Source organism: Bacterioplanoides sp., assembly GCF_965219715.1.
GTDB lineage: Bacteria > Pseudomonadota > Gammaproteobacteria > Pseudomonadales > Oceanobacteraceae > Bacterioplanoides.
In genome coordinates this window covers 3628920-3652674 of record NZ_OZ244785.1, presented here as the reverse complement: position 1 = coordinate 3652674, position 23755 = coordinate 3628920, and the positions used below count along the sequence as shown (strand labels likewise).

Here is a 23755-nt window from a genome sequence, read left to right as displayed (position 1 = left end):
TTCTCCAACGGGTGAGTTAAAACTGTATCGATGTCGATAAACTGATGTTGCGTCCCGGTAGTGGCGCAAACTGTTTCAGGTAAGAAACGTGATTGCGTCCCGGTGCATCAAATAAATTGGTTACCTGCAGGCCAAGCTGCCACTCATAATCGGTTGCCAGCATCATGCTGTAATTAACCCGGGCATTAACATGCTGATAAGCAGCTGCTGCGGTTTCTTCCGCTGCGGTTTTGTTTTGTGCCAGCGACCAGCGGTTTTCAACTTCTGCCTGCCATTGATTGTGGTGCCAGCCCAATTGCAACAACGCAGTCGCCGGTGGCGTACGCGGCAGGTTTTTATTCGAACTGCCAGCCACGGCTTTGGTTAGCTGCGCAGACACATAATCCGCCTGAACCAGCACGTGCCATTGTTCTGTCAGAGCGTATTCGGAAGTGATCTCACCGCCGTAGAACTCTGCATCCGCCTGTTCGTAGCGGTAAACGGCATTACCGTGATAAGGGTCTTTAACCGCTTTTAAATCGTTATAAATGTAATCATCGAATTGATAGCGATAAGCCGAGATGAGGGTAAATAACTGCTCGCTGGCGTAGGTCCAGTTGATATCCAGGGTGTAAGCCGTTTCTTCCTTCAATTCAGGGTTATCCAGCTGATAAGAGAAGGTAGCGTGATGGTCGCCGTTCCAGAACATTTCCTGAGCATCCGGCGCACGCTGGGCACGTGCCACGCTGATCGCCCAACGCTGTTGTGGTGAAATATTCCAGGTCGACGCAAACGACAGAGTCAGTGGCGCGAAGTATTTATCGTCGTAGTAACTTTCATCCTGGCGGCTCGATGGCGCAATGGTTTTAGGATCCGACGCGATAGTGCGGAAATCCACCCGCGCACCCAGCTCAAAATTACCGTTACCCAGTGAGTCGTTCTGCCAGTCGCGCTTTTCTACCAGGAAATAACCAATATCGGTGGTTTTGGTTTCCGGCATCGGAGTGTTGTGAGCAAACTCAAAACCACCACGTTGGGTGAACGCACCACCTTTAAAACCGTTCCAGCTCTGGCTGCTGTAGTCAGGAATTTTTGAACAACCAGCGTGGTCGTGACACAACTGCATCAGCTGCTGACTGAGGTGCAGCCCCAGATGTCCCTGCCAGCCCCAAATAGCCTGATGACGAAGACGGCTGTTGTACTCCCAGGTTTCCTGATCAAACAGACCTTCAACCGTTGGTTTCGTCAGCTCATCGTGTTCATAGTCATTAAATGAGAGTTCGTTGTCCCAGCTGATAATGCCAGCGAATGGATTCAACCAGGACGATTTCAGGTCATAGCGAATTTGTTCCGGACGAACACGGGTTTGCTCATCCTTTTCGTTAGGCACGCCATAATCGTATTCGCTTTGGGAAACACTGAAGCCAATAAAACCTGTCTCAGCTGAAGTACGACTGACACCCAAACTGAAGCCTTTGCCCGAAGTATCGCTGTTATTAACGGTTTTTGAGTCTGCAGCCTTGTAATCATCGGTCGATTTATCAAAGCCGCTGATGTGCCAGGCAAATTCGCCGTTACCACCGTTTAGCTCGGCATTCAGCTGACGAGACGATGCATTGCTATCAACTTTGGCGCTGACCCGCCCTTCCGTTTTGTTCACTGGCTGGCGGGCAATCTTGTTGTCGATCACATTAACCACACCACCAATCGCACCTCCACCAAACAGCAAGGTCGCTGGGCCCTGAATCACTTCAACCTGGCTGGCGTTTGCAGCTTCAGCCATCGGTGCATGGTCAGAACTCATCGCCGATAAATCAGCACTGTCATGGCCATTGATCATCATTTTTACCCGGCTACCACTCATGCCGCGCAAAACCGGGCGACCGACACCCGGGCCGAATGAAGCATTGCTGATACCCGGCTGCTGCTCCAGCAAAGTACCCAGTGTGTCACCGGGATTCTTCGCCAGCGCCTGCTGATCCAGAACCAGCACTGGCTGAGCAACATCCGCTAACGATGAATCATCACCTGAGCTGACAACCACGGTATCGAGTTCAACAGCGGACGCCTGTGAAGCCGTGCCTGCCGCAACTGCGCCAGCAAGAAAAATACGATATAACATAACAATAAAACCATAAAAATAATCCGGGCAACTGTCCCGGATGTCGAAGCGTGCAAGTTATATTATAACAATACACTCATTGACAAGTTATTACGCACAAAAAACGAACAAAACCTGTTCAGAGCCAAGGCTGACCTCAACTCTCTTGCCAGATCGGGAACGGATCATCCAGGGTTTGCCAGAATTCAGCCCCCTGCATCAGTTCGTCTTCACTTAATAAACACTCATCCAGTCGTTCACGGGTTGTTTCCGAATCGAGGTTCTGACCAATAAACACCAGTTCCTGGCGCATATCGCCAAACGGCTCGACCCATTTTTCTTGTATAAACTGCAGATATTCCTCATCGTCCGGCCAGCGATCTTTTGGTACCGCTTTCCAGAACATGCCGCCAAAACCATGATGGGCAATACCACCGGCCTGACTCCACTGACCAGCAAATTGCGGACGTGTTGCTAACCAGAAAAAGCCTTTAGAGCGAATCAACTTACCGTCTGGCCAATCCTGATGCAGGAAGTCATAAAACTTCTTAGGATGAAACGGTTTACGTGCTTCATAACTGAAACTGCTGATGCCGTATTCTTCGGTTTCAGGCACATGTTCGCCACGCATCTCTTTCAGCCAGCCCGGCGCCTGTTGTGCTTTATCAAAGCTGAAAGAATGAGTTGCCAGAATTTTACCGGTATCGATACGGCCGAATTCCGCTGTCATCTGCTCAGCATCCGGGTTAAGACTGCCAAGGATGCTTTTCAGCTCGGCAAGCTCAGTTGCACTGACACGGTCGGTTTTATTGATAATAATTTTGTCGCAAAACTCGACCTGATCGACCAACAAATCAGCAACACTGCGTTCATCATCTTCCCCCAGAGATTCTCCGGTTTCCTGTAACATCCGTGCTTCGCGGAAGTCTTTCAGAAAATTAAACGCATCCACCACGGTCACCAGCGTGTCCAGCCGAGCGATGTCGGCCAGACTGGTGCCATCTTCATCAGCGAAGGTGAAGGTTTCTGCAACCGGTAACGGCTCAGAAATACCGGTCGATTCAATCACCAGATAATCAAAACGCTCGTCTTTTGCCAGGCGACTGACTTCCAGCAGCAAATCTTCCCGCAGGGTGCAGCAGATGCAGCCGTTGCTCATTTCCACCAGTTTTTCTTCGGTGCGATTAAACGATATTTCGTTTTTGACCTGGGCCGCATCGATATTGATTTCACTCATATCATTCACGATCACAGCCACCCTGAGCGCATCGCGATTATGCAGAATGTGATTCAGCAAGGTTGTTTTACCAGCGCCGAGAAAACCGGATAACAAGGTCACCGGTAAGCGTTTATCGACAGTGTTCATCATCGTTCTCTTCAAGCTTATCTTATAGTAAATGTTATATTATAACATTTACTATCCAGATCCAATCGCACAAAAAAACCCCGGCTGACCAGGCCATTAAATGGCGAGGTCAGCCGGGGCTGATGTGCAACCGCTTTCCGGGAAAGCTGAAGAGAAGTTAGTTACAACCGCTGTGTGGCGTGCTCAGAACAACATCAGAGATGTGCTGCTCATAACCTTCGGTCGTGATTGGCTGAGTGCCGTTGATACCGGCTTTGTCACCGATGATGTAAGTCTGTGATAGCGGAATGCCAGCATTGTTGAAGGCTTCGGCATCGGTATCGGCGTTACCGTAAGCGCGGAAGAACTCAAGGCCCGCAGCCTTCATTTCATTCATCACTTCGGTTTTATATTGTGCCGTTTCAAACAGGCCCTGTTCGTTGGCCAATGTGGTACGCAGAGTGAAGTCCGGCAGATTCAGGGTGTCGCGTAACCAGCGACGGCTGTCTTTGGCGTACCAGTAGCTACGCGCAGTAATAAATACCGGATGGTAACCACGATCCAGATATTCCTGAACTAACTGACCCGCAGCCGGGCGTGCTTCGGCAGCTTCGATACCGGTGTAATCGAGAATCTGTTCCAGATCACTTTTGGTCAGAGTTTCATCGATATCAAATACCACGGCTTTTTTGCCTGGCTCAATCGCAGTGATATAGGCATCGGCGTAGGTCAGATCACCCATCACTACCATACGTAATACGTACTGGCCTTCCTGCTGACCGTCCACCGGTACGAAGATTTTGCCATCGCTGTTGGTGGTGAACTCGCCCAGGTAATCCCAGCCGTCTTTGCCTGTGCCACTGAGGTAAGCACGTACTTTTTCGTCTTCCAGATCTTTGTGCAGGATGGCGCCATAATCGAACTTACCGGTAACGGTTACCGCTTCACCGGCTTTGGTCACACGGTCGTGGCCCATGTGATACGGGGTGCTGCGCGCCGTAATACGGCTGCTGAAATGATCGAAGCTCTGTTTCGCCGGAAACTGGAATGCCGCCGGATTCTGACCAGCATCGAAGTCGGTACAGTTAACCACGCCGTCCAGTACGATATCGATATCATCGCCGGAAATATCATCAACGGCTTTCGGATCAGACATGGCAAAGCTGCTGCTTGCTGCCAGTGTCAGAGCGGCAGCCAGTGTTGTTTGGGTGAGAGATGGAACACGCATAAAAAACCTCGGGTTGTTGTTGTCGAACGGTTGGTTTGGCGCTTTTTCGTGAACCGTTATTATCTTTATTGTTGTGACAGTTACATGACTGTTTTGTGGTTCGGCCGACATTCTGTCAATAAAAATCATTCTCAGATAGGAACGATCGCGCCAAAACAGCGTAAAGTTATCCCGTTGCGTCGCATCCAATTGAGCCAAGTTGTTAATGAAGCATCGCTGACTTATGCAGTAATGAGCTGTTTAGATAAGCCACTGACACAACAAACCCGCAACCCCGGTTAAAACCTGTTGTTCCGCCACCGAAAAGCGGACTGATCTGCACTCCGTTCGATACACCCGGAGAGCTACCCTTGGCGCAGCCATAACAAAATAACAACAGGTGATTTATGAAGTTCCCCTCTCTGAAGCAGCTACCGCTGCTGGCTGCATTGAGTGGCTGTAGTATTGCAGCCGTCGCGTTTGATTACTCCGATAGCCACACGTTCAGTATTCCCGATAGCCTGCATGACAAGCCGATTAACCAGATTACTCTGCCAGGCAGCCACAACAGTTTTAACCGCAGCGGCACCAGCCCGAGTAGCTGTGCCGACAATAATTTTTTATTAGGCGACAATAAAAACGTACACCGCTCCATCGCTGAGCAGATTGATATGGGCTTACGTTTTCTGGAAATCGATGTGTATCAGGAAGGCGATCGCTGGTGCGTTTATCACGGCAGTGATGGTCGTCCATGGCTGGACGGCAATTCCTATTATTTCAAAGATATTCTGAAAGAAATCACCGATGGCCTGAGTCGTATCGGCAACGAAGTTATCTTTATTAAAATGGATGGCTTTGGTCACTGGGAAGCGCCGCAGGAATTTGAAGCACGTCAGGAATATATGTTCCGGGAGCTGGAAAAACTCGGTTATGGCGACGCCGTATATAAACGCGAAGATTATGAAACCCGCCCTCCCACGATTAATGAACTGGCGGCACGGGGCAAACGCCTGATTTTTGTTTCCGGTACCCGAGGTCATTCCTGGGGCTGGAAAACGGCAGGCACCTCCACCAAACACACCGAACGCAGCGGCCCGTTTGGCGACCGTATCGACAACCCCAACGGTGTCGATTTTATTCGCTTTAACGCTTTTGCTTTAGCCGACGCGGCGGGCTGGGGCTCTACCGGTGACGCTGATTTTATTCACGCCCGGTTAGTTGGTCACAGTATTGAGAAATGGATTGAAGCAGGCCACCGGATCAGCCACTTAAATGTCGACTTCCCCAGTCGTCGCAGTGTGAATATGACGGCAATGCGGGCCGCCAATATTCTTAATCAGGTGCCATCGGCTTATGGTGAGGTCAAAGATCCGGACGGCAACGTTTTAAACAAAGTGGGTTATTCGGTACGTCTTGATAATCTGAATTTGAACGATGGTGAAAACTGGTTTGACTGGAACGGTTACCATGGCCGCACCGTTGTTACTCCAAACGGGCCGGGGAAATTTGATTTTCCACGTCCGCATGGTCAAACCGTTTCCATCCGTCCATTCAAAGAAGGCTTCCGTTTCGAACCCGAAGCCATCTATATCCCGTCAGAAAGCGTGGCCACCGATATTGAACTGAGCTTCACCGCAATTCCGTCGCGTTCATTACAGGACATCGCCGAGTCCAGTAGTTTTATTTATAAAAAAGGCCCGGTAAAGCTGGCAGCTGGACTGGGGCTGGACCACAACGGTGATGTCGTTGTTAACGATGTTACCCGTCAACCTGGTTTTGCCATTGTTAATAAAGGCTCGGGGCTGTGTGTCGGCCTGAGTAAAGGTCACCTGAGCAATGGCACCAAAGTGTACATGCAACATTGTGACGCTTCGATCGAGCAGCGCTGGAGTTACAACCCGGACAACGGCTACATTAAATCGATGAAAGGCAATTATTGTCTGGATACTCAGGGCAATGGCAACAGCGGTCATCGTATGCAGGTGTATACCTGTTTGAGTAACCCTCACCCGAATCTGCAATTTAACGTGATTGGCCAACAGCTGGTTCCGTCTCATACCGACGCCAACGCACTCGACAGCCACGACACTCAGGCCGGCGCTCCGTTAATCGTCTGGAATCGCAGCAGTGAACACAACAATCGTAAGTGGATTTTCGAAAAACATTTTGCCGTCAGCAGCACCGGCGAAAATCAGGTAACGGATGCCAGTCGTGACCATAAGCATCAGTACTTTGCTCTGGTAAACCACAACCATCATTGCTTAACAGCCGATGGTGGCTGGCGAACCGCCTACATCAAAGCGAAAAACTGCCGTACTCATACCATTTCCGGCAACGCCGATAATATGTTGTGGTTCGAAGAAAACGGACAAATCAAATTAAAAGCTAATCATGGCGCCTGTCTCGATAATAAAGGTCAGCTATGGGCAGAAACCGAACCACATATCTGGGACTGTATTGCCAACCACGCCAACATGAGCTGGAAAATTAATATGCCGTATTGGGGTGGTTATGCCCGCACCCGCGAAGCGTTATCCATTTTCCCGGAGAATAATCACAACGTTGTGCTGGATCATCCACGCGACAACCTGGTGCGCCTGGCCAATTGGGAAAACAAGGTAGGAAATCAGGGCTGGCATGTTCTTCCGGTTGAGCGTTAATTTATTGCCAGAAATAAACACTCATTAAGGCTCGCTATAAAATCTCCCCCGCAGCAGCGGGGGTTTTTATTATGATGTTTTAACACGCTGTACGCCGATACTGATCGCGATACTGTTGCGGCGACATATTGGTCCACTGACGGAACGCCCGTGAAAAGGTGGATGGCTCCTGATATCCCAGGTCGTAACAGATTTCTTTAATCGATTTATCAGAGTTCTGTAAATAATCGACTGCTATTTCCATACGTACTTCGTTGAGAATTTTCTGATACGACGTATTGTACTCACGTAATTTACGTTTGATGGTACTGGTGCTGGTATTCATCTTTTCAGCGGTCAGCTCCAACGACGGAAATTCATGTTGTGGCGCCACCAGCAGTCCACGAATTAAACCAATAATACCTTCGTGATTGGCAACCCGGCGAAACAATTTGCGTACCTGCTCTTCCAGGGCCTGTGCAGCAACGCTGTTTGAGATCATAATCTTCCGCTGAAAATAAGCGGCGTCGGAACGCATACGATTGCGGGGCTGTGAAAACAAAAGCTGAGGGCCCAGATATTTCTGATACTCTTCAATGCCTTTTTCGTCGACTGTGTACTTAAAATAAAAACGAATCCAGCAATTCTCGTCACACGTCAGTGTTCGAAATCCCGTCATAAAGCTGGAGTACAACACTTCGGTAAAAAACTGCTCCAGTTCTTTAAAACCTAATGCTTCTTCAACCGCAACTTCAACCTCGTCAGCCGCAGGTAACAGCGACAAAGTGGTGATCGGCGAAACCGCTTTTTTGTATTTAATGGCGGTATTAACTGCGTCAGCAACGGTTGGCTGATTCAGTACCGTAAGGCCAATTAAACCATGACTATGAACACTTAATTCTTTGCCGAATGCCAGCCCCAGAAACGGATCACCGGTTTGCTCAAGACAGTTTTTTACCAACTGTGCATATTGCTGGTAACTGATCATTAAGTCGGGGTTTTGAAACTGGGAAACAGTGATTCCACTATTGTCGAGAAGTCTTTCGATATGACCGTTGCGGTCACGCAGAACGTAATTAATTAAGGTCAGTGGATGGTGCTGAAAAGGTATGACCTTATCGTTCACACTGATAATTCGTTGCATAATAACAACCAGTTTTTATTTTTTGGGATTATTACATGTGGCATCGGAGCCACATAAATAAGCGCTATATTCTACATGCAAATTAGCTATTCAGCTTGCAGATCAGCCTGACATTCTGACCGGAAATACACTGTTACGGATTTGCGACAATCATCTGGCCGCAGTTAACAAGCCCTTCTCCAGCAGCACACCAACCATTGTTGATAAACCCTTCAGCCGAACTGCATAACATCCACAAGAATTTAGCCAAACCCCTTGCAGAAAGTTTATCTACAACAGATTCCACTGTATTTCCCAAGAATAATCACAGACTTTTCCACAGCACATCTGATATCCGTGAAGAAATCATCAAACACTTTTGAAGCGCCTCAAGACATTGATTTTCTTTGATAAATTGCTTGCAAGGCCAGACGGGGTGTGCACTCCGGAGAAATGTGACAGATAGGTTAAAATTTCACCGATTTAACAAAAGGGGCCATGTTATGCGGGCTGGCGACAACTACCCCAAACTTATCCAAAATCTTATCCACAGAAAGGGTGGAAAACTTGAGTTATTCAATACAGACCTGGGCACACATCAGCCTGAGTGGATGACTATCGGCTGACAGAACTCAGTAAGAGCTCATTGCCAATCATTTGTGTAGCGGTTGGCTTTGTTATCCGTCCTCCACGCCACTGCCGCAAATAAGCAAAGGATGATGAAAATGCAGGCGCCAGCGGCGCAGAAGATTTGGCGCGGCTTATGTCTGCTACGGGCTGCAACTGTGACTTACCCGCAGGAATGGTCAGAGCACGCAGGCAGTCACTGGCGTAACGCGGACTTTCAACCGTATCCACAACCCACCATTCGGCCTGAATACGTTCGGGTTTAATATCCAGCAGCACATAACCACGGTGGAAGAATTCAACAAAGTTAAGATGAGGCAGGAGTGATTCCAGTGAAGCCGCTGCAAGTGCGGCTCGGGTCTGACTTTCAATACCTGGCGACGTTACCGCTGGGGTTACTAATTCAACGCCAAACGCTTCACCGCTGCTTTCATTGAACGGATCATCTTTTAACTCCAGCGCCCAGCTGGAATGGATGTCGCCGGTCAGTACCACAAAGTTGTCGATGTGGGCTTGCCGAATATGATCAAACAAACGCTGGCGCGCCGCCGGGTAACCATCCCACTGATCATGGTTGAGCGGTGAATTACTCAGCTGGAATTGCGCCATCATCACCTGTTGCCCCAGCAGCTTCCAGATAACTCCGTCTTGCTGTGCCTGAGCCAAGTTGTTCTCCAGCCAATGCTCCTGCTCATAGCCCAGCAACGTACGATTCTGGTCATCGCGAATATCCGGATCGTCCGACTGAACATCACGACCGGCCAGTCGGGTATCCAACATATTCAGATCTAATAAATCGCCAAAACGAAAGCGACGATACACCTGATGCTGACCCTGTTGATTAAATTGCTCGCGAATCGGCATCCATTCCATATAGGCACGCACTGCTGCTGATAAACGCTGACGCCAGTCGCCTTCATGTTGTTGATGGTTATCGGCACCACCGTCTGTCGTGCCAAGATTATCCAAGGCGCCCCAGGCATTGTTCGCCACTTCATGATCATCCCAAATCACAATAAACGGATGCTGGCGATGCACTTCCTGCAGATCTTTATCGGTTTTATAACAGGCATGGCGCAAACGATAATCCTGCAGCGTTCGGGTTTCATGTGCTGGCTGATGTAACCGGCCTGTCGTCAGGCTTTGTTCGATATTGTCGTATTCATAAATGTAATCTCCCAGGTGGAGCACCACATCAAGATCTGCACGTTTGGCAATTTCCTTATAAACGTTGAAATAACCACGGGCGTAATTGGAGCAGGAAGTAAACGCCAGCCTCAGATGCTCAACCTTTCCCTGTGGCAGCGTTTTGGTACGACCGATGTCCGACATCTGCCCCAGTGCTTCAAACACATAATAATAACTCTGGCCCGGAGCCAGACCACTGGCATCAACTTTTACGCAAAAATCCCGGCTGCTATCGGTACTGCCATGCCCCTGATTCACCAGCTGAGTAAATTGCGCATCGAGCGCGATTCGCCAGCGATAATGAATCGGATAATCCGGCAGCGGAGAAAAATCGCTGCGTGGCGGTGTGATACGAGTCCATAAAATAACCCGGTCGGTTAACGGATCACCACTGGCCACGCCGTGCTGAAAAGGAAAAGTATTCTGAGACTGACGGTGCTGAAACTCAGCGTATTCCGGTGAATCACTGTAAGCCGTGTAAGAAATCGCGGAAGCAGCCACACTGCGGAACATAAATTGTCGGCGTGTCAGCGGCGTTGGGGATAGCGACATAATTAGCCCGGTTAAGCTGAGTTATGACGGCTATTTAGCGTGGCACTGATGACATCTGCGTGGCTGTTTTCTGACCGTAAGATTGCGCTTTTTTTGCACCAGCATGACAGGGGTATCGATGCACAAGCATTTATAACCTTGAGCAATATCAAGTTTCACCCGTGTTTGGCGGCAAAAGTTCCCCTGGTGCGACATCCTGTCACACCCCAGACGCCTGACGAACACCGATAATTACGCCCTATATTCACAGCAAGGTATCAGGGGGAAGATCATGCAGGTTCACACATTCGGTAAGTTAGCGCTAACAGCGGTTGTAACGGCGGCTTTAGCAGCCTGTGGCTCAGACAGCGACAGCAACTCAGGCGATAACAAAAGCAACAACAATTCAGGCAATGGCTCTGGCACAACTCAGAATATCAATCTGGAATTTGCAGCACAGTTAAACAGCAGCGAACTGAAGTGTGACGCCAACACCGAAACCGTTGGTACCAATAATACCCCTGCAGATATCAAATACTTTGGGTTGTATATTTCTGAACTGGAAGTTGCGACAGCCAGCGGCGATTTTGTACCTGTAAAACTGAAGTCAGCCACCACCGCCGATGTTGAACGTGGAATCAGCTTACTGGCCTTCTGTGGCACCAACCTGAAAAACAACACCATTCAGGGTACGGTCGATAAAGCCGACGACTACAGCCGGGTACGTTTCACCATTGGCGTTCCGGAAAAATACAACCACCTCGACGCAACCAAAACCAGCGGCATTCTGGCGAAAGAAATTGCCATGCACTGGAACTGGACTGCAGGCTACAAACACGCTCGTATGGATGTCGCAGGCTGGAATATCCACCTGGGTTCAACCGCGTGCAGTGGCAACGGTAAAGCCGATCCGACTTCGGTGTGCAGCAATGGCAACCGCCCAACTTACAGCTTCCGTAATATCAATCTGGCAGAAGATAAAATTATTCTCGATTACGCCAACCTGGTCGCACAAAGTGACATCAGCAGCGATGCCGGCGGTGCTCCGGGTTGTATGTCAGGCACCAGCGACCCGGAATGCAGCAAGGTGTTTTCAGCACTGGGTCTGAACCTGGCGGATGGTCAATGTAAAAACAATGACTGTGACAGCCAGAGCTGGGTTCGTACGGCGAAAAAATAACCGCGAAACAGTATCAGTACTGAAACGTTACAACCGCGGATAAAGCAGGCTTCGGCCTGCTTCAGAACGCATCCTGCTTTCCGTCACACGATTAATACCACCATTTAGCGGACTATTTGCTCACAACGATGATCACCAAGATGAATAACTCACGTAAATTGCCGATGATCATTGCCACGATTGCCAGCATACTGGCACTGAGTGGCTGTAAAGAATCCCAATACCAACGCAAGCAAACCGTTGATAAGCAGGAAGGCCTTACCCTGCTGCAACTGAGTCAGGAAGGTGGCTTTGCCATGCCGGTAATTCCCGACAATAACCCGCTGACTGATGCAAAAATTGAATTAGGCCGCCACCTGTTTTACGACAAACGTCTGTCGGTTAATGAACAACAAAGCTGTGAATCCTGCCATGAGCAGAAATCCGCGTTTACCGATGGCAAAGCACTGCCCCATGGCACCACCAACGATTTATTGGCACGTAATTCTCAGACGTTAACCAATGTCGCCTACAACATTAATTACACCTGGGCTAACCCACAGCTGACCACACTGGAACAGCAGATTTTAATTCCATTAACGGCCGAAGCACCAAACCCGGTAGAGATCGGTATTAATGGCAACAACCTACAACAGATTCTGCAGCGTTTTCGTGATCAGGTGTTGTATCAGCAATTATTTGAGGCAGCGTTTCCACAAGAAGCCGATCCTTTTACCCTGGCGAATATCATTAAATCACTGGCGTCATTTAATCGTATTTTAATTTCCGATCGTTCCGCGTTTGATAAAGGGCAATTATCTGAATCCGCACAACGCGGCCGCGATTTATTCTTCAGTGAAAAAGCAGATTGCTTTCACTGCCACGACACATTTAATTTCTCTTTATCAAGCACCACCGCCCGCTCCATTGCGATTCCAACACAACGCTTTTTTAACAATGGCCTGTATAACCTGAGTCAGGATGGTAATTACCCGGCAAACAACCAGGGCGCCTTTGAAGTAACCGGTAAAGCAGAAGATAAAGGCAGCTTCCGCCCACCTACTCTGAGAAATATCGAACTGACCGCGCCTTATATGCACGATGGCAGTATTCAAACGTTAGAAGGCGTCATCGAGTTTTATGCCAACGGTGGTCGTCAGATTCAATCGGCGGGGGACATCGATAATCTGGCCATTATTAACGAGTCACTGGGGCAACCGGCAAACGCCATCAGTCACCTCGCCGGAGATGGTCGTGCTAATCCGAATAAATTAGCCAATGGCTTCGTATCCGGTTTTGAAGCAACGGCGCAGGAAAAGGCCGATCTGGTGAACTTCCTGAAAAGTCTGACGGATCACGAATTTATTAACGATCCTCGTTTCGCCAATCCATTTACCACAGCACAGGACTCGTCGTTATGAAGTCGGCTTTGATGATTATTCTGACCTGCATCAGCGGCCAGGCACTGGCGTCGGCGGGTCATTTGTCTGCTGCACCTTCTCAGGGCTCTGTAAACCATCATGGCTCTGCAAACTCTGATCAGTCGACGGCCACAATCTGGCAGCTGGACACGGATCTGGTTTATCGCCAAAAATCCGGTCCGAATATGCTCGGCTTTTTACCGACCAATCAACATCAGGAAAGCGCTGGACTGCGCCTTGATCACGCCGATCTGAGTGTACAGCGGCCACTGCCGGAAACCCTTTCCCAGGCGATCAACAGCGATGCGATTTTTGGCAAACTGGCGCTGGCTTACCACAGTGGCAGCAGTGAATTATCCGAGGCCTGGGTTCGTAACGACTGGCACACACATAAGCTGCAACTGACGGCGGGTAAATATTTGCCGCGTATCGGTTTTTTAAATCATCAGCACCAACACGCTCAAACCTTTATTCAGTCGCCGCTGGTCAATAAAGTGTATTGGGGAGATCAACTGGCCGATGCGGGTATTAACCTGCAACTGCAGCAGCAATTCGCCGGTTGGCAGATCAACCATTCACTCAACCTGCTGGGTGGCGACCATTTAAACAGTAAGAAAAATACCCTTGCAGGTTTGTATCAACTGGAGTTAAACCAGCGTTTTGCCGGACTGGAAGTCACAGCTCTGGCGAATGGTTACTACGCCGATGTTAATGATCGCGGTATGTTTCTGTTTGATCTGAGCAGCAACACCCATGTTCACACCAATTCAGGGTTCACCGAATTTTTTGATGGCAAAATTCAGCACTGGGGCGCCGGTATTCAGCTCAGCTACCCGATGAACCATCTTGGCCAGCTGAGTTATCAGGGCGAATACAGCCAGCGTCAGGAAGATGGTCGCTTGTACAGTCGCAGCAACAGTGCAAGCAGTGATATTGCCGAGCTGACATTAAACAGCCAGGGTCAGTACCACCAGCTGTGGTGGTCTAACAGCAGTCAGCAGCTGCAACTTGGAATGCGTTACGACTATCTGTATTCCGATACCGAAGTGAGCAACACCAGTGATAACAAACTGGATGACTCACGTCTGAACAACGCCGGTAATAAGCCACAACGACTGACCTGGATGGCAACGATGCAACTTTCCCGTTTTCAGAAACTGCAGCTGTTATACAGCGATGGCCAGGGCTGGCAATCCTACCCTGCGCGACTGGAAATTCACCTACAACAGTCATTCCGCTTTTAAGCGCCAGCCATTCTTTTCTATACTGTGTGGATTCACATTCAGGAGTCCACACCTTATGTCCGCTGTTTTATTAGCCGCCGATCAGGCCAGCTCGATTGTACCTCTGACGATTCTGGAACATTCCGCTTACGACGGCTGGCTGGAAGCACAAACCGACGCCTGCAAAACCTGGCTGCAAAGCTGCGGTTACACCGGCAAAGGCACACAGCTGATTCCGGCAGCGGATGGTTCAGCCTCACAGGCCCTGTTTGTATGCGACACACTGGATAACTTTTTTGCTGCCGGTGACCTGTCTTCTCAGTTGCCCGCTGGCCAATATCAGATTGATAACATCAGCGACACCGACCAGTTAATTGCGATTGCGTTTGCCTGGGGAGCCGGTGCCTACCGTTTCGAAAAATACAAAAGTAACGATAAGCCGCAGGCTCAATTAGTACTGACTGACAGCGACGCGCTGAAAATATCCCGCGATATGGTGCAAGCCGTCAGCTGGACCCGGGATCTGATCAACACTCCGGCTGGCGATATGATGCCGCAGCATTTAGCCGCTGCCACCGAAACCATCGCCGAACAATTTGGCGCCAGTGTCACTCAGGTTGTTGGTGACGACTTATTAACTGAAAACTACCCAACCATTCATGCCGTTGGCCGTGCCAGCGATCATGCACCGCGATTAATCGATCTGCGCTGGGGTAAAAGTTCAGACCCGAAAGTTACCCTCGTAGGTAAAGGCGTTTGCTTTGACAGCGGCGGCCTTGATTTAAAACCCGCAGCTGCCATGCGCCTGATGAAAAAAGATATGGGTGGTGCAGCGCAGGTATTAGGCCTGGCGTATTTAATTATGTCGCAGCAATTACCGGTGAATTTACGGGTATTAATTCCTGCGGTGGAAAATGCCGTTAGCGCTAACGCCTTCCGTCCGGGTGACGTGATTACCACCCGCAAAGGCACTACGGTCGAAATTGATAACACCGATGCTGAAGGTCGCCTGGTGCTGTGTGATGCACTCACCGAAGCGGTTAACGATAAGCCGGAAATTATGTTTGATTTTGCCACCCTCACCGGCGCCTGCCGGGTGGCACTGGGTACCGAATTGCCAGGCTTCTTTACCAATCAAATGCAGCTGGCCGGTGATTTAATGCAGCACGGCAATAAAGTGACGGACCCGGTTTGGCAACTGCCGTTGCATAAGCCATACAACGACATGTTAAAAAGCGACGTCGCCGATATGGTGAACTCGGTACCCGGACCATTTGGTGGTGCTATTACCGCCGCCCTGTATCTGGAGCACTTTGTTGACGATACGCCGTGGGTACACTTTGATGTGATGGCCTGGAACCAGCGTAAATTACCTGGCCGCCCGACCGGTGGTGAAGCCATGGGAATCCGTGCTGTGTTTTCTTATCTGCAAAACCGTTTTAACGCTGAATAATGCCCGATTTAACTCAACTCCTTTTTGGCCAACAACACCTGAGCACCGAGCAGGTGTTGTACTGGTCGACCATGTTTGCTTCGGTATTTACTGCGGCAGCTGCCGTACTGGACGCCCGTGGTAAACAATTCGATTTATTCGGCGTGATGATTATTGCCTTCAGTGCCGCCTTGGGTGGCGGTACTTTGCGTGATGTGATTCTTGATCGTGATGTGTTCTGGGTACACGACGACAGTTATTTAATTGTCACCTGGCTCGGGGCTATTTTTACCTTCTACCTGGCACGCTCCATCCGCCTCTCCAGTCGCTGGTTTATTGTGCCGGATGCGGCAGGTCTGGGTTTATACACAGTCGCTGGCACTCAGGCAGCGCTCTCGTTAGAAGTCAGTTGGCTGGTTGCCAGCTTTATGGGGGTATTAACCGGTGTCGCCGGCGGTATTCTGCGCGATATTTTATTAAACGAAATTCCGGTGGTGTTCCGCAGCGAACATACTCTGTATGCCACCGTGGCCTGGATCGGTTCATTAATATTAATTGTGATGAACGAATATCAGATCAGCCAGGCAGTTTCAGCCGCGGTAGTGATTGGCTTTATTTTTATGACCCGCCTGATGGCGATTCGCTGGAATCTGGTTTTACCGGAATACCGCGAAAAATAGGCCGTTGGAGATCACTGTTATGACCAAGTTGAAATCGCCCCCTTTTTGTTTTTCCTGTGGTGCCGTATCACTTATGTGGACAGCACTGATCTCGTCAATGCTGTCGCTACCTGCCAATGCCAATCAGGCTGAAAACGTACTGCATAAACTGCACAACGATGTATCCTCAGACCTGAAAACCTTTATCGTCGATATCGACAGCTTTTTTGGGGATGCCGGAGAGCACGAGGACAATTCGCAGCTGGTGTTCGATTTTACCGTGAATTCCCTCTACAGCCGCGAGCAGAAACACAGCTTTAACCATAAGCTGCGCACCAAGGTACGGCTGGATAACCTGAACAAGGCCGTCTCGCGCCTGAATAAGCGAATTAATCTGGTGATCGAACCGAACGATCCCCTGCCCGAAAACGATAAAAGCCGTAACGTTTTAACCAAAAAACAAACGTCTTCGATTCACCTGGATGTTTCTGGCTTTCACTGGCCAAGGCTTAAATATCAGTTAGGCCATAACGGCTTTAAGGCGATCTTTGCCGGCGTTTCTTATGATCACAAATCCCGGTTTAATCAGAACCAGTTTGAACTGGATAGCGCCTATCGTTACACCAGTGAAGACGTCAGCCAGCTGGTAATCGAGCCATCATTGTCGACCCGCTTAAGCCAACTTTGGCAGCAAACTCTGTACGCCGACTACCGCTATTACTCGAATCAGGACTTCCAGAACCTGGCGTTTGGAATTAACTGGCGGCGCAAACTCAATCATGCTCAAGGTATTTCACTGGCGGTTTCCAGCTACGCCACCACAGAAAAAGGTTACGAAGCCAAACAGCATGAAATTATTGCCGGGCATCGCAGTCGCGTTTATTCCGATTGGGTATTTTTAGATACACAGGTATTTGTTCAGTGGCAGAAAAGCCATAGCTTTAAAGCAGATCCGGGTATCGCCCTGGGGATGAATGTTTATTTTGGCCGATAAAGCTAAAGGAAAGTCGTGGATATATGGATTTTTAAAGCAGCGACAGGAAGTCGCGTTAGGATAGCAGGCACAGGGATGTGCCTTCTATCCGGCGGATAAAAAGCCATATTTCTGCGGCTTTTCTATCCAGCTACGTTATATAGGAGGCTTGTTACTTCGAGAAAAAACGCTTTTCGTTAACCGCATCAATTTCAGCTGCATACTGATCCTGAAAATCGACAAACGGACCGCCATCGCTGCAGCGCATATCGCCTTTTTCAATATCGTATACCCAGCCGTGCAAACGCACTTTACCGGTTGCTAATTTAGCCGCAACCGCCGGATGAGTACGCAAATGCTGAAGCTGCTGTAACACGTTTTCTTCAATCGCTTCACCCAGATGCTCATGACCAATACAAGCTTCTGTATCGATGCCGTTACGCTCACGAACAATTTCCATCGCACTGCGGCAGTGGCTTAACCACTCTTTAACGTGTGGCAGACCTTTCAGCTGCTCAACATTTAATGCGCCTTTTATCGCACCACAATCAGTGTGACCACAGATAACGATATCTTCCACACCCAGAACTGCCACGGCATATTCTACCGATGCGGTCATACCGCCGGTTTCGTTGCTGTGCGGAGGGATAATATTGCCAGCGTTGCGGCAAATAAACAGATCGCCCGGGTCGGCACTGGTTACCAGGTTAGGGTCGATACGGGAGTCGGAACAGGTAATAAATAAAACGTGTGGGCTCTGACCGGTTGCCAGTGTGCCGAACAGGTCTTTGCGCTCCGGATAGACTTTCTCACGGAAGTTCAGAACGCCTTCGATAATCTTTAAATCCACAGTGTTCTCACCTTTTGTCGCTGTTATTTCCCCTAGTTTTTAAGGGATATTTTTATCTGTGGAGAACAAGCATACGTGATTTTACTTAGCGAACCCAGCGACATTAGTCCAACTTCATTAAAGTCAGGGAAAGAGTGAATTGTTAAAGCCGCTAGTTAAAAACTGTGCGTTAAAACCAAATCGTTAAAACCTCGCCATTAACAACAACCGGGAATCCCCTTCAACTTAAACTTCAGGTGTGCCCGGGATTAAACAAACGCCTCAATAAAAGCATGATACAAAGGAATACCAACCATCACGTTAAACGGGAAAGTAACGCCCAAAGATAACAACATGGCTAAACCAATATCGGCGCTTGGAATCGCCGTTCTGACGGCTGCCGGTGCAGCAATATAAGAAGCACTGGCCACCAGCGTTGCCAGAATCAATAGCGAACCGGTTTCAAGACCCAGCTGTGAACCCACCAGGATACCAAACAGCGATAACACCAGCGGCGCAACCAATGCGAATACCAGTAAGCGCCATTGCTTCCATGGAATCGGCCGTAATGTCTCGGCGGCGGTTAAGCCCATCTCCAACAGGAACAGTGCTAAGACCGCTTTAAAGGCACCGGTGAATAACTCAGTAACACCAGCACCTTCCACCGGACCGTACATCCAGCCGATTAATACACCGCCGGTTAGTAGCACAACACCACGATTGGTTAATGTTTCGTGCCAGAGTTCAATCCGGCTGGCGGTGACCGTGTCTTCACTGAAGCGGCGATATAGCGCCAGTGCGACAATAATCGCGGGCAGTTCCAGCATCACCAAGTACAAGGTGGCCTGTGGACCAAAACTCAGGTTGTTACTTTCGGCATAAGCCAACACAACGGCGAAGGTACCGGCACTCACCGAACCGTAATGCGCGGCCAGGCTGGCACTGTCGGACAAGTTAACGCCTAACACCCGTAGCAACGGCAGCAAGATCAGAGGAATGACGGCACCTATGGCAGCAACCGCCAGCAACTCAATGACCAGCGACCATTCAATCGCTCCGTGTAACGCCATCCCACCTTTCAGACCGATGGTTAACATCAATAGCAGACTGAGGGTGTCGTAAGCCGCCTTGGGAATCGTCAGGTCAGAACGTAAGACACCGGCAACCAGACCCAACAGGAAAAACATCACAACAATATCTGGCATAACCGGCTCCTGACCACAGCGACTGCAAATGGCGCCACTGTAACCAAAGAGATTCATCAGTTGTAATAAATAGTTCTTCTGAATAGCATAAGTAAAAACTTATGTATTCCGGGAGCCGCTATGCCTCTGACCGTTCAGCGTCTGGTTAATCGTTTAAGCCTGCGCCAGTTGCAGCTATTTCAGGCCGTCGACCAGCAAGGCGGTTATGGCAAAGCGGCAGAGTTGCTTGGTCTGACACAGCCAGCAGTCAGTGCTCAGGTAAAACAGCTGGAAGAAGCTCTGGGTCAGAAGCTGTTTGAATACGTTGGCCGCAAACTCTACCGCACCGAGGCCGGTGACGTGGTTGCCCAAAGCGTGAATGAAGTATTCGAAGAGCTGCGTAATATGCAGGCCAACCTGCACGCACTGGAGGGTAATATCTCCGGCGATTTACGTATCGCTGCGGTGAATACAGCACAGTTTGTGGTGCCTTACCTGTTGCAGCCTTTCCTCAAACAACACAGCAACGTCGCAACCCAGGTACATGTTGTGAACCGCCACAACGCCATTGAGCGACTGAAGAACAATCGCGATGATCTGGTGATTATGGGTATGGTGCCGAGTGAGCGACCATTCACTTCGGTTCCCTTCCTCGATAATGAGCTGGTGCCGGTGTGGCGCCATGATCATCCCATGGCAAAAAAACTGAAGAAGTCAGGAAAGTCGCTATCCGCTCAGAAATTTCTCGACCTGCCCCAACTGGTAAGAGAGCAAGGTTCAGGCACCCGTCTGGCACTGGAAATTCATTGCCAGGAACACAAACTCAACTTTAAGCCCTATATGGAACTCGGCTCCAGCGACGCACTGAAACACGCGATTCTTGCTGGTTTAGGCGTCTCCGTGGTACCCAAACTGGGGATTCAGGCAGAACTGGAACTGGGGTTATTAGAGATCGCTCCGGTGACGGACTTTCCACTGGTACGATCATGGTGCCTGGTGTATCCGTCGGCGAAACAACCCAGCCCGGCGGCGCAGGCGTTTATTAATTATGTGCAGGAGAATTCGGCAGTGATCGAGCAAAGTTTTCAGCGCTAGCTGAGGAAGGCTCAAATAAGGGCTTAGGAAGAGTTAAAGCAGAAGCAAATAAAAGTTGCTGATAATTTAAATATCAATAAAATCTATCAGGCTGCGGCAACCGAAATAGCGTGTGCGCACGAATTTTTGAAAGGGAATGATCTTGCTAAGGAAGGTTTCAGAGCGAAATCAGTTGTATATCCGAATGTAAGAAGAGCCTCTTCAACCTTGTAAGGTGTTGTAGCTTGCAAGGCAGGCAACCTTGCAAGGGCGCACTATTAAAATGTTAGCTTATATGTAGCTCCTCATTACTATTTTGCGGAAGTCAAAAGTTTAGTTTACCGGGCCGCTCTAGAGAACGGCTGTACTTATAATATAGATGGATAAGGGATAGACATATGACCTTAGAAGAAGCAATTATTCATGCGTTGCGTGGAGATAGTGTCTTATTCACTGGGGCAGGGTTTTCATTTAATGCAGAAAACTCTTATCCTGAGCTTGACAATAAAATTCCTGATGCCAGAGAATTTTCATCTCATCTTGCCAGCCTAGTAGGTTCATCTGGAAATTATGATTTGCCTGTAATTGGACAATATTATGTATCTAAGAAAGGTGAACATGGTCTTTTAGCAGAGCTCTCTCGTTCATTCACTACAAGGAAAGTTCAGCAATATCATGTTGATGTTGCTAGTTCTCCCTGGAGGCGAGTCTATACCACGAACTACGACGATTGTCTCGAATATGCAGCTCTCCAAAATGGGAAAAAGTGGGAGCCAATTACGATAGATTTAGCACCGACAGCCGCAAAAAAGTTATGTGTTCATATTAATGGTCACATAACGAACCTAACAATAAATAGCCTATTGAAACAAATTAAGCTTACTCACTCTAGCTACTCATCCGAATCATTTTCATCAAATAAATGGGCTCAACAACTTAGGCAGGATATGAATAATGCTAAGAGCATTATTTTTATTGGTTATTCTTTGGCAGATATTGATGTAACAAGAATTTTATATGCGTCTCCAGAATTAAAGAAAAGAACCTTCTTTATTGTCGCACCTGGAGCTGACGAAATAACAACCTCACCATTGGAAAGTTACGGAGAGGTTCATGCTATAGGTATTGAAAAATTTGCAGAGATACTTAGAAATTCAGAAGTACCTAAAGACGTTTCCGAGTATACGTTCTCATGGCTAAAGAAGTACGATTCTAATCTAAAACCCTCCAAGCCAGAAGATACAGATTGCATAGATTTTCTAACAATGGGAGTGGTAGAGCAATCTCATGTAATATGGTCGTTAGCTGAGCAGCAATCAAAAGCATTTATAAGAAGGAATGAAGTAAATGAAATATTAAGAGAACTACATAATGGAAGGAGTTGGTTTCTTATCCACTCCGATTTAGGGAATGGAAAAACAATCCTAAAAAATCAGCTATCACATATTTTGTCACTTGAAGGATACACGGTATTCTGGGATTCAGATTTTGATCTGAATAGAGAATCAGATATTCGGAAGGTCGCATCAGAAGAAGGGAAAGTCGCAATATTCATTGACGAAAGTTCCGATAGATTTGAAGTGGTTGATGGGTTACTAAATCTAAATGTAGATTCAATTACTGTCTTTATATGTGTCAGGACTACCTTATATGAGCTAGGTGAGAATAAATACGAAGAGTATTTGCCAAGTGATTATTTCCCTATAGATATTAATCGGTTGAACGAAGATGACGTCGAGAGTTTTTCGCATTTACTTTCTGTGCACGGCTTGTGGGGCGAGAGAGCAGATTTATCTAAGGAGGAAAAGAAATCGTACATCAGTGTTGACTGCGGAGGGGCCGTATCAAAAATTATATTGTCAATTTTTGAACAGTCAGAAGTTGGAAAAAGGATAGAGAGTGCTGCAAAAGATACTATTTGCAGGGAAGGGGATGCTGCTTCTCTTGTTATATTGAGTTTCCTCTTAAATCAAATTGGCCATCCGCCTAGGTTAACATTGTTGTCCGATATCTTAGGTGAGGATGCATGGAAGATTGTTCGGTCTGATGATTTTATTGAGGCTGGTGAGTTTGTTAGGTTTACTAATGGTAAAGTAAAGGCTCGTTCATCGGTTGTCTCTTCTTATCTATTACGACGAGCTATAAAGCCCGAACTATTACTTGCTAACATAAATCGATATGTTAGAAATCTCGCATCACTAAAGAGAGATCGCACATTACATCATGTATTCACCGAACTTCAACGGTATGCTGTGATTGAAAAGATCATAGATTCACCAAAGAAATACGAATTAATCATAGGGTATTACCAGTCGTTAAAGGATCTTTCATTCTGCCAACGCAGTGCCCTTTTTTGGCTTCAGTACGCGATGGCGCGTCTGGCCTACGGTGAGTTTAAGGAGGCATCTCTATATTTTGAACAGGCTAAAGCTCTAGCTAAAGGGAATTATAAAGAAACTACAGATGTAAACAATCACTTTGCCCGTCTTTTACTAGATAGTCGTACTAATAGTTCTGACTACAGTGACTATTTTGACGCTTTTATTATGGCTCATCAAATTCTTCTCGATCAAATGAATAGAAATACGAATAGACACTTTCCTTTTAGACAGGCCAGAAAGTACGTAGACTTTATTTCATATAGAAAAAAGATTTTAACTGCCGAGCAAACATCTAGATTTACCAACTGTTGTGAGCAAGTCATATCTGCAATTGAGCATTTAGCAGGGAAAATTAGTGGGTCAAGAGAGGTAGTGCAGTGCCGTGAGTCTATGTTGAGAGCAATTGAAATATCCAAGGCCTCAAATGAAACATCGTGACAAAGCTAACAAGCGGCTGCATAGCGACGTTTTGAACTTTGTCATTTTTGTGGCCGTTCGCTACGCTCTATTTTTACCACAAAAATGGCAAAGTTCAAAACGCGCGTGAGCCGGGCGTTATAAATAGTCCTAAGAAAAAATCACACTCTCTATTAAAGACAGCGCCAATAAAAAAAGCCCGGGATCTTCATGATCGCCGGGCTTTTTATTGCCCACGTTTCTTGCGCTAACAGCGTGTGGGC

16 protein-coding genes are annotated in these 23755 nt (G+C 48.1%); 9 read left to right on the top strand and 7 right to left on the bottom strand.

What is annotated here, in order from left to right; genetic code table 11:
• Nucleotides 1-16: 16 nt before the first annotated feature.
• From ACOQOZ_RS16980 to ACOQOZ_RS16970, 3 genes are all read right to left on the bottom strand, one after another.
• Nucleotides 17-2101, bottom strand: coding sequence for a TonB-dependent receptor (locus ACOQOZ_RS16980; protein WP_420589341.1), 2085 nt, complete (start codon nucleotides 2099-2101; stop codon nucleotides 17-19).
• A gap of 136 nt (nucleotides 2102-2237) precedes the next feature.
• Nucleotides 2238-3446 carry a zinc metallochaperone GTPase ZigA gene (zigA, locus tag ACOQOZ_RS16975; protein WP_420592429.1) on the bottom strand — a complete coding sequence of 403 codons (1209 nt, stop codon included), beginning with the start codon at nucleotides 3444-3446 and terminating at the stop codon, nucleotides 2238-2240.
• Nucleotides 3447-3603: 157 nt separating this feature from the next.
• Nucleotides 3604-4653 (bottom strand): lipin/Ned1/Smp2 family protein, encoded by a 1050-nt coding sequence (locus tag ACOQOZ_RS16970; protein WP_420589340.1) that lies wholly within the window; start codon nucleotides 4651-4653, stop codon nucleotides 3604-3606.
• A gap of 386 nt (nucleotides 4654-5039) precedes the next feature.
• Between ACOQOZ_RS16970 and ACOQOZ_RS16965 the strand changes: the two genes are divergently transcribed.
• Nucleotides 5040-7292, top strand: coding sequence for a ricin-type beta-trefoil lectin domain protein (locus tag ACOQOZ_RS16965; RefSeq protein ID WP_420589339.1), 2253 nt, complete (start codon nucleotides 5040-5042; stop codon nucleotides 7290-7292).
• Nucleotides 7293-7371: 79 nt separating this feature from the next.
• On the opposite strand, the gene ACOQOZ_RS16960 is transcribed toward ACOQOZ_RS16965, so the two are convergent.
• On the bottom strand, nucleotides 7372-8415 hold the full coding sequence (locus ACOQOZ_RS16960; RefSeq protein ID WP_420589338.1) for an AraC family transcriptional regulator: 1044 nt from the start codon (nucleotides 8413-8415) through the stop codon (nucleotides 7372-7374).
• 594 nt (nucleotides 8416-9009) lie between these two features.
• On the bottom strand, nucleotides 9010-10761 hold the full coding sequence (locus tag ACOQOZ_RS16955) for an alkaline phosphatase D family protein (protein WP_420589337.1): 1752 nt from the start codon (nucleotides 10759-10761) through the stop codon (nucleotides 9010-9012).
• Nucleotides 10762-11032: 271 nt separating this feature from the next.
• On the opposite strand from ACOQOZ_RS16955, the gene ACOQOZ_RS16950 reads away from it, so the two are divergent.
• From ACOQOZ_RS16950 to ACOQOZ_RS16925, 6 genes are all read left to right on the top strand, one after another.
• Nucleotides 11033-11920 carry an MbnP family copper-binding protein gene (locus tag ACOQOZ_RS16950; protein WP_420589336.1) on the top strand — a complete coding sequence of 296 codons (888 nt, stop codon included), beginning with the start codon at nucleotides 11033-11035 and terminating at the stop codon, nucleotides 11918-11920.
• A 140-nt stretch (nucleotides 11921-12060) separates the two neighbouring features.
• Entirely contained in the window at nucleotides 12061-13320 is a 1260-nt protein-coding gene (locus ACOQOZ_RS16945) for an MbnH family di-heme enzyme (RefSeq protein WP_420589335.1), read from the top strand.
• Complete coding sequence (locus tag ACOQOZ_RS16940; protein ID WP_420589334.1) at nucleotides 13317-14564, top strand: hypothetical protein; 1248 nt, start codon at nucleotides 13317-13319, stop codon at nucleotides 14562-14564. Before ACOQOZ_RS16945 ends, ACOQOZ_RS16940 begins: the two co-directional genes overlap by 4 nt.
• Before the next feature lie 55 nt (nucleotides 14565-14619).
• The gene (locus ACOQOZ_RS16935; RefSeq protein WP_420589333.1) at nucleotides 14620-15996 is read left to right on the top strand and encodes a leucyl aminopeptidase family protein; all 1377 of its coding nucleotides are present in this window, start codon (nucleotides 14620-14622) and stop codon (nucleotides 15994-15996) included.
• The gene (locus tag ACOQOZ_RS16930) at nucleotides 15996-16655 is read left to right on the top strand and encodes a trimeric intracellular cation channel family protein (protein WP_420589332.1); all 660 of its coding nucleotides are present in this window, start codon (nucleotides 15996-15998) and stop codon (nucleotides 16653-16655) included. The genes ACOQOZ_RS16935 and ACOQOZ_RS16930 overlap by 1 nt, the downstream gene beginning before the upstream one ends.
• Nucleotides 16656-16728: 73 nt before the next feature.
• Nucleotides 16729-17628 (top strand): hypothetical protein, encoded by a 900-nt coding sequence (locus ACOQOZ_RS16925; RefSeq protein WP_420589331.1) that lies wholly within the window; start codon nucleotides 16729-16731, stop codon nucleotides 17626-17628.
• A 151-nt stretch (nucleotides 17629-17779) separates the two neighbouring features.
• Here the strand turns inward: ACOQOZ_RS16925 and ACOQOZ_RS16920 are convergent, their stop codons facing one another.
• Nucleotides 17780-18457: a carbonic anhydrase gene (locus tag ACOQOZ_RS16920; RefSeq protein WP_420589330.1), complete on the bottom strand. Its 678-nt coding sequence runs from the start codon at nucleotides 18455-18457 to the stop codon at nucleotides 17780-17782.
• 248 nt (nucleotides 18458-18705) lie between these two features.
• Nucleotides 18706-19641 (bottom strand): sodium-dependent bicarbonate transport family permease, encoded by a 936-nt coding sequence (locus tag ACOQOZ_RS16915; protein WP_420589329.1) that lies wholly within the window; start codon nucleotides 19639-19641, stop codon nucleotides 18706-18708.
• Nucleotides 19642-19761: 120 nt separating this feature from the next.
• Here ACOQOZ_RS16915 and ACOQOZ_RS16910 point away from each other — a divergent pair, with 120 nt between their 5' ends.
• Complete coding sequence (locus ACOQOZ_RS16910) at nucleotides 19762-20715, top strand: LysR family transcriptional regulator (RefSeq protein ID WP_420589328.1); 954 nt, start codon at nucleotides 19762-19764, stop codon at nucleotides 20713-20715.
• A 377-nt stretch (nucleotides 20716-21092) separates the two neighbouring features.
• Nucleotides 21093-23513 carry an SIR2 family protein gene (locus ACOQOZ_RS16905; RefSeq protein ID WP_420589327.1) on the top strand — a complete coding sequence of 807 codons (2421 nt, stop codon included), beginning with the start codon at nucleotides 21093-21095 and terminating at the stop codon, nucleotides 23511-23513.
• Nucleotides 23514-23755: the final 242 nt, after the last annotated feature.